Consider the following 11,334-nt stretch of genomic DNA (forward strand, 5'->3'; position numbering starts at 1 on the left):
CCTAGGTGTGCCATAGGGCATTCTGGGGTGAATGCCCTAAACGGCCGCATGCGCAGGCGAAAGCAAACCAACTGACTAATCCTTAAATTCGGGCGCCCTGCCCTGTTTTCTGGCCTTGATCGCCTCTTCAAAGTTCTGCGTCGTCATCCGCACAAACAGCTGAGCATGCCCTTCGTGGTTCATGTGCGAATGCCTGCTTCCGGCCTCCAGACCTGCCCACAACATTTGCTTGGTCAACTCCACCCCCAACTGGCTGAAACCAACAATTCTCTCGGCCACCGAATAACACTCATCGAGCAGGGACTCATGTGGGACGGCTTTTGATACCAAACCAATAAGATCGGCCTCTGTCGCATCAACATCCCGGCCGGACAACATAATTTCGAAAGCGCGACTCGACCCTATTGCCCGGGGCAACATATAACTGAGCCCCAGCTCCGCCGCAGTCAGACCATTATTGATGCCAGCCGCGCGAAAATACGCTCTCTCGGAGACGACCCGAATATCCGTAGCCATTGCCAGACAAAAACCACCACCAATGGCTGCGCCGTTAATGGCGCCGATCACCGGCTGATGCATATCCTGCAGCGCCTTCACTACGTCATCGAGAACTTTCATCGCGCGGCGCGCTATACCGGGCATGGTGAGACCATCAAAGATTGACATGTAGCCAGGATCTTCCAGATCGGCACCCGAGCAAAAGCCCTCTCCTGCGCCGGTCAGGATGACAACCCGGGTATCATTGTCAAAGCTGACTTCTTCCAATGCCTCTTTTAGAGGGACCATGACATCGAATGCCATGGCGTTCATTCGCTCAGGGCGATTCAGGGTAATACGGGTGACGTGCGGGCGGGGTTTATCAACTAGAACAAAAGACATGGGATTGGCCTGTTAGTTTTATCGGTGCCGCCATTGAAGACCAGCAAGCACCCGATTTCCATTAACAGGCGTACAGTATTAGTGGTAGAGGTTTACCCGATCGTCGCCGAAAATATTGGCGCCCGGGGCAAGCAGATCCATATAGCGATCAAAATAGAGGAACTGCTTTAGCAACAGGGTAAAAGAACGTGGGAAGCGGATACCATAATCTTTGGCAATAGCACCCAGCTCCGTCATTAAGTTCGTCACCCCATCCGGCTCTGTGCCACCATTACCAAGCAAGTACTCAGGCTCCATCGCATCCAAGCGACTAAACAGGCGCTCTATATCTCGCGCCAAAGCGGCGACATCCACTTCACTGCGTGTGACGCCGATAGCCAGCATCGATTCCGCCATGGCCTGATAATCCTGTTCGTTTACCGCCATGAAGAGCCTGAAGGTCGCCTCCCAAACGCTCGGTTTGATCCGCCCAACCATACCAAAATCAATAAATCCCACTTCGCCAGTTTTCAGCAACATCAAATTGCCACTGTGCAAATCTGCATGAAAGAAGTCGCATTGAGTTAGGCTGGCAAACCAGGTGTTCATGGCATTGAAGAGGCTTTCTGCCGGGTCATGCCCCGAAGCCTTGAGAGCCTCCATGTCCGTCAGCGCCACGCCATAAAATCGCTCCATAGTCAGCACCCGCTCATTACTGGCCTGTAAGTAGGGCTTTGGCACCACCACCATCGAATTGCTGGACTTGGCAAGAAAACGGTCAAATTGGATCAGGTTGTCGGCCTCTTTGACAAAATCACACTCATCGAGCATTGCCTGAAACATCTCCTCGACCAGGTCGGCAATCGAGCCCCTATCCAGATTCGGCACGATCCGCTCAAACAAGCGGGTTACGAGGTATACCGCATTCAGGTCAGTGGTGAGGGTGGCGCGCACACCGGGTTTTTGCACCTTGACCACTACGTCTTCGCCCGTGAGCAGTTTTGCCGCGTGAACCTGGGCAATCGAGGCTGAGGCTAAGGGTTCCGGGCTGACATGGGCAAACACGCGATCCAACGGCTTACCCAGATCCTCCTCAATAATGGCCTTTACCTTACGAAAGGGTATCGCTGGCGTCTGATCCAGGCACTTCTGGAACTCATCCACGTACTCTTTGGGAAAGATAGAGGGTGAGCTGGCGATAAACTGACCAAATTTGATATAGGTCACACCCAAGGTCTCAAACAGCTCTCGCATCTCTGCCGGTGACGGCACACGCCAGTTATAGAGCCATTTCACCGCTTTGGGATAGACGGCAGCGAAGGTTTGCAACATACGCACCGAACCGCGCACCCCTAGCTCCGCGAGTTGCATGGAGCGCCGTCTTTGAGAGTACTTTTGGGGCATAAAAACCGGGTCGTCAGCCATACCTCGTCCCTGATCCTGAACAAAACCGCAATTATACGCGAGCCCTCCCCAAGATGAGAGGGAAAACTGAGCTGCAAGGGCCATATTCACACGATGGAAACATATATTTGCGAGTGTGCCATCTGACAACATCAGTAAGTGGGGCCGCTATGAATCAGCTGATAGACGCTCTACAATGTGGCCACTGTCAATTTATATGTGAATCAGGAATCTATGGTGCAGCTACCGGTGAGAAGACGTAAACAACTCGAAGATCGCATGCGCAATGCCGAGAACTACGAGCAATGGTCTCAGGCCGCCCAGGCTTACGATGAACTGGTTGGACTGGCTCAGTGGCGCAAAATGGACCAAACCCGGCTATACGACCATGTGTCCATCCGATACCGCCTAGACCGCCTGCGCGCGCTGCGCGCCCGCCATGATGACATCGGCCTGCTGTTCACCCTGAATGAGGGCATTCACGGCAATATGGGCGGCATGGGCAAAGCTGCCGTGCACTCCCGCTCCAAATTTGGCACCAAGGTGCTGATAGAGGACTATGTGGATGAAATTGCCAGCGCCCTGACACACATTGCCAACACAGACAACCCAGACATCAGTTTCGAGGACAAGCTCGACTTCTTTAATCGAGCCAGCCAATGCTATGGCCGCTCAGCGCTGATGCTCAGCGGCGGCGGTGCACTGGGCTTCTACCACATAGGCGTGGTCAAAGCCCTGCTGGAAGAAAAGCTACTCCCCCACGTGATTTCCGGCGCCAGCGCCGGCTCACTCGTCGCCGCCGTGCTCGGCACGCACACCGACGACGAGATGGAAAAGTTCATGGACCCCAAGAACCTGGCGTTTGAAGCACAGCAGGAAGCCAGCTGGTTCAATCGCATGTTCCGCGGAGCCCGCGCCAACATCGACATTCACGACCTGCAGAATTTGATAAGCCGTCTGATTCCAGACATGACCTTTGAAGAGGCTTACAAGAAAACGGGACGAGAAATCTGTATCTCGATTGCCCCGGCTGAGCCGCACCAGACCTCGCGTCTGCTAAATGCCATTGCCTCACCCAATGTTTATATCCGCTCGGCTGTACTCGCCTCCTGCGCGGTACCCGGCGTGTACCCACCGGTCAGCCTTCAGGCTAAAAACGTTTACGGTGACAGCCAGCCATACCTGGCCTCACGCAAATGGATCGATGGCTCGATTTCGGATGACCTGCCGGCGAAACGACTGTCACGCATGTACGGCGTGAACCACTTCATCGTCAGCCAGGTTAACCCCGTCGTTCTGCCGTTTATCAGCCGTAAAAAGAAGCGCGGAGGTCTGTCTACCCTACTGACCGGCGTCGGTCGCTCGGCTTTGACCGAAGTACTCGATGCCCAGCGCTTTATATCGCAAAACTATTTACGCGATATGCCTCGCGTCAACATGGCGCTGAACAGTATGCACAGCCTCGCCAAGCAGGAGTATTCGGGTGATATCAATATCGTACCGAGCTTCCGTTTTTACGACTTGCGCAAACTGCTCGCCAAATTGTCGGAAGAGGAGTTATTCGGCCTGATGCGTGAAGGTGAACGGGCAACCTGGCCCAACCTTGAAACCATTCGCACCTGCACCAAAATCAGCACTGTGCTCGATAACATTCTGGAAGATCTTCAAGATCTCGAAGTTGAGGCCGTACGCAAAATCCAGGGGCTGTAACCAGCCCCCAACCTTCGAATTTACGGTTACTTCTTAGGCGTTTTGACGACTACGGTTAGCCGGGACACACATACCAATCGCTGCTGCGCGTCGTGAACCTGAGTTTCCCAGACCTGCGTGGTTCGCCCCATATGCAATGGCTTACAGGTACCTGTAACCACACCCTCCGTCGCCGAGCGCAAATGATTGGCATTCACCTCCAGGCCAACAACCATCGAGCCCGGCGCCGCCGCCAGAAAGCCGCCTACACTTCCCATGGTTTCCGACAGCACGACCGAAGCCCCGCCGTGCAGCAGGCCAAAGGGCTGCCGGGTACGATTATCCACTGGCATGGTGGCCCTCAAGTAATCGTCGCCAATTTCAATAAACTCAATACCCAACACAGTGGCGAGGCTGTCACCCTGCATGCGATTTAGGTCGTCAATTGTTGCCGGCTGCTTCCACACAGACATCACTTCACCTTACACTTCACGCTACAAAGACCCAATTGTAAATTTCAGCCCGCCGCATGACGCCCCCCGATCTGCGCACAAAGGCTGTGCAAGGAAAACAACATTACTACTGGCAATCCAAGACAATTTGCGCTCGGTATCACACTCGGCATTCTAACGGTATTCCTCGGCAGCACTGTTGCTGCGGCCGGCAAACACCTCAGCGGACAGGTTCACATCTCCGCTATTGTTCTGGCGCAATACCTGATCTGCTTCCTATTGGTGTTGCCCTGGTGGCTGCGCAACGGCAAACGCGCGATAGTCACCCAACGGCCATTGCAACACGCCATTCGCGGTATTAGCGGCTGCGCGTGTTTCTATACGTACTATCTGGCGATGCAATATATGCCACTGGTCGAAGCGACCCTGTTTCGGAATACGGCGCCACTGATGGTACCAATGGTAATACTCGTCTGGTATCGCAACGCCATCCCCACTTCACGATTGTTGCCACTGATCATTGGCTTTGCCGGTGTACTACTGGTACTGCGCCCCACTATCGACGGCATCAGCCCATGGCAGTTGGTAGCTCTCAGTTCCGGGCTGGGGCTGGCCATCTCAATGGTCAGCACGCGTGAGCTTGCCCGCACCGAACCAGAAAGCCGGATACTGTTTTACTATTTCAGTATATCCCTGCTGTTTGTATTGCCGTTTTTCGTTCTTCACTACCAACCTATCCCCGAAGCTGCGCTGCCCTGGCTGCTGTACGTCGGCGTGGTCATGTATGGCACGTTTGTGATCTATACCAAGGCTTTCTCCTATGTGCCCTCCTCCATTCTGGCACCCACCAGTTACTTTGCCCTGGTCTTCGCCGGACTACTCGACTGGTGGATCTGGGGTGCGGTTCCCGACACCCCAACAGTTCTCGGCATTGCGCTTGTGATTAGCGGTGGCCTACTGATGCTGCGCAGTCCCAGCACAGCCGCTGACGACAACTGACATGCGCCTGCGTTTCAGCAGGCCGGGCACCACCTCGTAGATTGCCAGCCCCAACAAAATCATAAGGCTGCCGAGCTTTAGTGCATCATCAACCATCTCGCCGGCATAAAGCACGCCCAGCGTCATGGCCAGCGCTGGAGTGATCAGCGGCACCAGCCCAACCAGTTCAAACGGCAGAGTGCGCAGCACATAGTAAAACGCCATAAAACCGACAATTGATGCCACGACCGCAAGATACACAACGGCCCAGGTGGCGCTATTGAGGGCAATTTGCGGCACATTTCCATCACTAACCTGCCAGCACAGCAACAGCCCAGGCAACGCAAATATCATAGCGCCAAGGCTCTGTTCCAGAGGATCAATCGTCGAAGTATCCATTCGTTTGAGCAACACATTACTCAATGAAAATGTGAAGGTGGAGCCAAGCATAAGTAATATGCCCCGCCACGCATCAGCATCCAACGCAAACTGATTCGCGGTGATCACCAGCAGCCCTGCCAGCGCGACCACCAGCCCCAACATCCGCAAGGGTGTAAAGGGGTTCTGTCGCAAAACAAAGATGGATAAGGCGCCCATAATAAACGGCGCGGTTGCCATCATTACCGACACCAACCCCGAAGAGATATAGCCGGTTGCCATGTAAACCAAAGGCATATTCGGAAAGATACCCAAACTCGCTACCAGGTAGGCTTTCCAGTGAGTCCGTTTCAGGCTACTGCCGCCACGAAACAGCGCAATCAAACAGCAAGCGATGGCACAGGCTAGCAAAAATCGCAGCGAAGCCGCCGCCATTGGCGCGTAATATTCACTGCTCAGTTTGATAGCGAGCGGTGTTGTTGCCCAAACGGCAATCACAACCAGGTAAGCCAGCGGCGGCCCCATGTTTTGGTTCTCCTGTTGTGCCGGAGAAATCTGGAGCCTGAAACAAAAAAAGCCGCAGATTTCTGCGGCCTTTTTGAATTAGGGGTTTACCTCATCCAGACACGCAGCCAAGCCTCGCCGGGCACACCAGCCAGCGAATAGCACTAAATGTCATAAGATGAAGTGGATACATGTAATCTCAGATCAGAAAGTTGAGTAACACCGAGAATCCTAAGCTACCTTTGAGCGGGGCACAAGCACTAATAGCGCAAAGCGATGAGTGCGGCCAACAGCCAGAGCTTGCATCGCCACGACTATAAGCCTGAATTACTGATCCAGACACACTGATACGGCGCAAGCGATAGCGTACCGCGTAAATCCTCAATAGCGATACCGCTGAGCAGGTCAAACCAGGCATCCGTTCCGATGAGGTTCAACTCTGTCAGGCTGACTGTCTGCTCTTGTCGGGAAATATTGTGCAGGGCAAATATGCTTTGCCGCCGGTCAGCACTCTGTCGCCAGAAAGAAAAGACCTGATCATTGATGTGCAGCGTATATTGTGTGGCATTGGGGTGAAATGCGGGCTGCGCCTTGCGTACACGAATCAGGCGTTGCAGCGCCTCGAAGATCTGGCGATGCGTGGTGTCATCCGTTATCGCAGTTTGCAGCTCGTCCCACTGCCATTGATGACGATTGATCGCGCGGTTATGACTAGTATTTTCTAAACGTTTGTAATCGTTGCGCGTACCAAACAGGCTATGAATATAAAACGCCGGTATACCTTCAAGCGCCAACATGATCGCATGCGCGCAAAGAAAACGCGGCACTGCGAACTCGTCCTCCCCCTGATGAGTTCCGCGCAAGGCATCAAACAAGCTCACATTGAGTTCATAGGGGCGGTTACCGCCATCTTCCAAGGCTCGCCACGAAATCTTAGCGCCGAAAGACTCGACACTGGTTACCAACTGCGACAGTTCCTCGTCGCTCAGCAGCCCCTCCGCAGGGCGTAGACCAATACCATCATGGGACGCAATAAAATTAAGATAGGTAGTACCATGCTGAGCAGGCGGCATGCTCATCAGCCAGGTTTTCAAGTGGCTGCAGTCTTCACTGAGAAGGCTGTGCAGAAGCAACGGCGGTAGTGAAAAGTTGTAAACGATATGCGCCTCATTGGCATTACCGAAATAGCTCAGATTTTCCCTGTTAGGAATATTGGTCTCGGTAATAATAACTGAGTCGCCGCGGTAGTGTTCACACACTGTTCGAATCAAGCGCACGATCTCGTGCGTTTGCGGCAGGTTAAGGCAATTGCTACCTAATTCCTTCCACAAAAAAGCTATTGCATCCAAACGCAGAATGCGTACGCCGCGATCCAGGTAGAGCTTGATAATTGAAAGGAATTCAAGCAGCACGCTGGGATTACCAAAATCAAAATCCACCTGATCGTGACTGAAGGTACACCACACATGCTTCAGGCCACTCGCAGTTTCCGTAGGCCGCAATAAGGGGCTGGTGCGCGGCCGCACTACTGCAGTGAGATCATCTTCCGGAGAGGCTTCATAAAAGAAATCGGCACCAACACCTTCGCCCTTCTTAAAGTTTTCAAACCACAGGCTGCGACTGGAACAATGGTTGATAACACAGTCGGCCATTAAGCTGTAGTTTCGCGAGATTGCTTCGATATCTTCCCATTCACCTAGTGCGGGGTTTATCTCCACATAATTGATGACGGCAAAACCGTCATCGGAGCTGTAGGGGCAAAACGGCAGAATATGCACACCCGAAATTGCACCCTGCAAGCGCGTATCAAGAAATTCCTTGAGCACCTGCAAGGGAGGGTCAGGCGCCCGCTGAACGCTGTCACCATAGGTAATCATCCAGATATCGGATTGATCCCAGTGATTACTGAAGGGCTCGGGACCAAACGTTGTGTCATTAAAGCCAAACAAGCTGACAATCCGCTCGCGCAACTCAAGCGCCCGCGCTTCACCGTAAATAAACGACAACTGACTGTCGAGTGTGGCCGTCAGCAAGCCAAAATCAGTCTGATTAGTCACGCCCACCAAACTCCCGTCGATCAGCCTCAACCGCTTCACGCAGGTCACACAGAATGGACGGGATGGCACTGACAACCCGGTTCCAACTGGGAATAAACGGCGTTTCCATCGGGTTGTCGAGAAAGATATTCCCCGCTTTTACAATATTGCCGGCAAACAGCTCCACCGCTTGCTCTTCGCGATGTATATCCAACTGCAGACCATTCATCAACGCGTCGTTGTTGTACATCTCGACAAAATCCAGCGCCATGCGGTAATAGGTAGCCTTAATGGAGCGGAAGGTTTCGTTGGAAAATACTACGCCATTGATTGCTAGCTTTCGGAAAATGGCTTTGGTGATATCGATAGACATTTTCGACAAGCCGCCACTATCGTCGTGTTCTGACAGATCCTGGTGTTTGTGATCGTAGCGATCCGCAATATCCACCTGACACAGGCGATTACAGGAATAGTTACGGAAGACTTCCGACAACAGCCCGATTTCAAGCCCCCAGTCACTGGGAATGCGCAGGTCACTGACAACGTCTGCCTGCATGGAGAATTCACCGGCAAGTGGATAACGAAAGCTATCTAGATAATCCAGATATTCCATATTCGGGTAGATTTTTTTGAGCGACCGGATCAGCGGCGTCACCAGCAAGCGGCTCACCCGACCATTGATCGTTTTGTCGGTGACCCGGGCGTAATAACCTTTACAGAATTCGTAGCTGAATACCGGATTAGCTACCGGATAAAATAAACGCGCCGGCAGCGAACGGTCATAGGTGACGATATCGCAATCGTGCAAGGCTATCGCTTTGCCCTTGCCTGAAGCCTGCACATACCCCAGACAATACCAGGCATTGCGCCCCTTTCCTGCCTCCTGCGGCGCCAAGCCTTCCTGCTGCAAGCGCTGATCAAGTGCTTTCAGGCGCGGCCCATCATTCCAGAGAATTCTGTGGTGTTGCGGCAACCGGCCAAAGAAATCGATGGCCTGTCGAAACTCGTCCTCGCTGGCCCGATCAAGCCCAACAACGATTTCGCTCAGATAGGGAACCTTCTGCAAATGTTGGACAATGTTCTCCAGCGCCTCGCCTTGGAGCTCGGAAAAGAGGCTCGGTAACACCAGGCTCATCGGCCGGGTGTGAGAGAACTGACACAACTCCGCCTCAAGCGCCTCCAGCGGCCGATCCACGAGATTGTGCAAGGTGGCTATGCTGCCGCTCTGATAAAAATCGCCCACTTAATCTCTTCCCCATTGATTGAGAATATCTGTCATGGCCTCGGCCCACCCTTGCGGACCATAGTTGTCGGTATGTATTGCTACGACTGACGATGCCGGTTCCAGCCGGCGGTCAGAATAAGAGCGAATACACACGGCAATATCGGCCTGCTCGAGCATGGCCAGATCATTTTCGCTATCCCCGAGCGCCACCACCGGGCCACGATTGTCAGTATAGTAGTGCTGTATTAGTTGTTGCATAGCCAGCCCCTTATCGCAGCGCCCCATCACGTGAACAAAGCGCCCTCCACGTAAACACTGCAATCCCCGTGCCTTAATCCATTGCGCAAAATCAGCAAGCCGCTCTGGGGTATCTTCCCAAACAAGTGGCTCGGTAAATTCACGCGCCATCGACGCCTGCGCCTGGGCTTCGCTGAGCCCGGTGTGCTGAACCACGTCCTGAACAGACATATCAGCATAGCCAGAGAAACGGTAACCCTGAATTCGTGCGTCGCCCAACGCGCTCAACAACTCGACGCGAGGCGCCCCAAGCACCCTACAAGCTGATTGATCCGCACTGTAGATAGCAGAGCCGTTTTCAACCACAAACGGGGTCTGCAGGCCCAAGGCTCGCTGCAAATCGGTGAGCTCCGCGCGGGTTTTACTAGTATTGAGAATAACCGGGATATGGCGTCGGGCCAGTTCGGCCAGCACCGGGCGTGCGGGGTCAAAAGAATAGGAGTGGTGATCGAGGAGCGTACCGTCGAGGTCGGTAACAACAATCATATGGTCTGGAATTGCCGCCACAACGTTGTGTGGCGGCACCCTGTCAGTATCACGTCAGTGGGCGTGACCGTGTTCAATCTCTTCGGCAGATGCTTCGCGAACCGATTCGATGGTTACGTCAAAGTTCAGTACCTGACCTGCCAGCGGGTGATTCCCGTCAACCAACACAGCCTCGTCAGTAACCTCACGAACCACGACCATCTGGGCCTGACCACCTTCACCCTGAGCTTGGAACTGCATACCGGGCTCAATACTTTCTACGCCCTGGAAGGCTTCGCGCGGAACCTGTTGCAGCAGCTCGGGATTAAATTCTCCGTAGCCATCTTCCGGCTGAACAACCACCTGCAGAGAGTCGCCTTGGCCTTTACCCACCAGTTCATTTTCCAGACCGGGAATGATGCCGTTGTGGCCGTGCAGATAGGCCAGTGGCTCGCGGCCATCTGAGCTATCCAGAGTCTGGCCGTCTTCGTCCGTGAGCGTGTAATGGAAGGAGACGACACAGTTGTTTGCGATTTTCATAGTAACCTCATCAATGAATTAGCCCTACAGGATGCCAGTTTGTGGGCCTGAGGTCACGGAAAAGCCCCCACAATCGGGCAATTTGACGATATTTGAGCCATCTCCCGGAAACGGGCCAAGGATGTAGCAGGGTATTTTTGCACCAAAATAGCGCAAACCGCACCTAAAGGGGCAGATACGCCGCCAAACTGGTAAATATGTATTTTACTCTTCGTAAATGTATGTTTACATAACTGCAGGGTAGCGATTAAAGAAAGGAGCGCACCATGACCTACAACTGGCAGGCCACTCTGATACTGCTGGCGACGCTGACGCTTGTTACCGTCATCGGTAATAGACTGGTGAAGCAGGTCCGCGCCTTTGATGGTATGCGGGCAGTCAATCGCGAGGAAGACAAACATAAAGTTGCGAAGGACAAATACCCCCCAGTAGTCGCCTCCACACGCAAAATCGGCGCAATCACCAATCTCGTGTTTTACTCAACCATGGTGCCCTTTATCGTGACACA

At 53.4% G+C, this 11,334-nt stretch carries 11 protein-coding genes; 3 read left to right on the top strand and 8 right to left on the bottom strand.

Annotated elements, in window-relative coordinates; all coding sequences use genetic code 11:
• Window positions 1-75: 75 nt before the first annotated feature.
• Entirely contained in the window at window positions 76-879 is an 804-nt protein-coding gene (locus ABYP39_RS01230) for an enoyl-CoA hydratase (protein ID WP_372780820.1), read from the bottom strand.
• A 78-nt stretch (window positions 880-957) separates the two neighbouring features.
• Window positions 958-2,283, bottom strand: a complete 1,326-nt coding sequence (locus ABYP39_RS01235) for an ABC1 kinase family protein (RefSeq protein ID WP_372749191.1) — start codon at window positions 2,281-2,283, stop codon at window positions 958-960.
• A 228-nt stretch (window positions 2,284-2,511) separates the two neighbouring features.
• Here ABYP39_RS01235 and ABYP39_RS01240 point away from each other — a divergent pair, with 228 nt between their 5' ends.
• Window positions 2,512-3,972: a DUF3336 domain-containing protein gene (locus ABYP39_RS01240; protein ID WP_372749192.1), complete on the top strand. Its 1,461-nt coding sequence runs from the start codon at window positions 2,512-2,514 to the stop codon at window positions 3,970-3,972.
• Between the two features lie 26 nt (window positions 3,973-3,998).
• Here the strand turns inward: ABYP39_RS01240 and ABYP39_RS01245 are convergent, their stop codons facing one another.
• The gene (locus ABYP39_RS01245) at window positions 3,999-4,424 is read right to left on the bottom strand and encodes a hotdog fold thioesterase (protein ID WP_372749193.1); all 426 of its coding nucleotides are present in this window, start codon (window positions 4,422-4,424) and stop codon (window positions 3,999-4,001) included.
• Between the two features lie 138 nt (window positions 4,425-4,562).
• Here ABYP39_RS01245 and ABYP39_RS01250 point away from each other — a divergent pair, with 138 nt between their 5' ends.
• Window positions 4,563-5,402 (top strand): DMT family transporter, encoded by an 840-nt coding sequence (locus ABYP39_RS01250; protein ID WP_372780826.1) that lies wholly within the window; start codon window positions 4,563-4,565, stop codon window positions 5,400-5,402.
• On the opposite strand, the gene ABYP39_RS01255 is transcribed toward ABYP39_RS01250, so the two are convergent.
• The 5 genes from ABYP39_RS01255 to ABYP39_RS01275 all read right to left on the bottom strand — a co-directional run bounded on the left by ABYP39_RS01255 (window position 5,358) and on the right by ABYP39_RS01275 (window position 10,826).
• Window positions 5,358-6,284 carry a DMT family transporter gene (locus tag ABYP39_RS01255; RefSeq protein ID WP_372780821.1) on the bottom strand — a complete coding sequence of 309 codons (927 nt, stop codon included), beginning with the start codon at window positions 6,282-6,284 and terminating at the stop codon, window positions 5,358-5,360. The two genes, ABYP39_RS01250 and ABYP39_RS01255, sit on opposite strands and share 45 nt — an antisense overlap.
• A 293-nt stretch (window positions 6,285-6,577) precedes the next feature.
• Complete coding sequence (locus ABYP39_RS01260; protein ID WP_372780822.1) at window positions 6,578-8,320, bottom strand: sugar phosphorylase; 1,743 nt, start codon at window positions 8,318-8,320, stop codon at window positions 6,578-6,580.
• A complete protein-coding gene (locus ABYP39_RS01265) occupies window positions 8,313-9,542 on the bottom strand; it encodes a glycosyl transferase (protein WP_372780823.1) in 1,230 nt (409 codons plus the stop codon). Before ABYP39_RS01265 ends, ABYP39_RS01260 begins: the two co-directional genes overlap by 8 nt.
• A complete protein-coding gene (locus ABYP39_RS01270; RefSeq protein ID WP_372780824.1) occupies window positions 9,543-10,307 on the bottom strand; it encodes an HAD-IIB family hydrolase in 765 nt (254 codons plus the stop codon).
• Window positions 10,308-10,361: 54 nt separating this feature from the next.
• Window positions 10,362-10,826: a peptidylprolyl isomerase gene (locus tag ABYP39_RS01275; protein ID WP_372748625.1), complete on the bottom strand. Its 465-nt coding sequence runs from the start codon at window positions 10,824-10,826 to the stop codon at window positions 10,362-10,364.
• 266 nt (window positions 10,827-11,092) lie between these two features.
• Between ABYP39_RS01275 and ABYP39_RS01280 the strand changes: the two genes are divergently transcribed.
• Window positions 11,093-11,334: hypothetical protein (locus ABYP39_RS01280; RefSeq protein WP_372780825.1), on the top strand; the 242-nt coding region annotated here is incomplete at its 3' end.

The sequence above is a fragment of the Litorivivens sp. genome, from assembly GCF_041625495.1.
In the GTDB taxonomy this organism is placed as follows: domain Bacteria; phylum Pseudomonadota; class Gammaproteobacteria; order Pseudomonadales; family Spongiibacteraceae; genus Litorivivens.

Coding starts and splice junctions, on each gene's coding strand:
- ABYP39_RS01255 (WP_372780821.1), bottom strand. CDS start 6,284: ATGGGGCCGCCGCTGGCTTACCTGGTTGTGATTGCCGTTTGGGCAACA.
- ABYP39_RS01235 (WP_372749191.1), bottom strand. CDS start 2,283: ATGGCTGACGACCCGGTTTTTATGCCCCAAAAGTACTCTCAAAGACGG.
- ABYP39_RS01275 (WP_372748625.1), bottom strand. CDS start 10,826: ATGAAAATCGCAAACAACTGTGTCGTCTCCTTCCATTACACGCTCACG.
- ABYP39_RS01270 (WP_372780824.1), bottom strand. CDS start 10,307: ATGATTGTTGTTACCGACCTCGACGGTACGCTCCTCGATCACCACTCC.
- ABYP39_RS01230 (WP_372780820.1), bottom strand. CDS start 879: ATGTCTTTTGTTCTAGTTGATAAACCCCGCCCGCACGTCACCCGTATT.
- ABYP39_RS01245 (WP_372749193.1), bottom strand. CDS start 4,424: ATGTCTGTGTGGAAGCAGCCGGCAACAATTGACGACCTAAATCGCATG.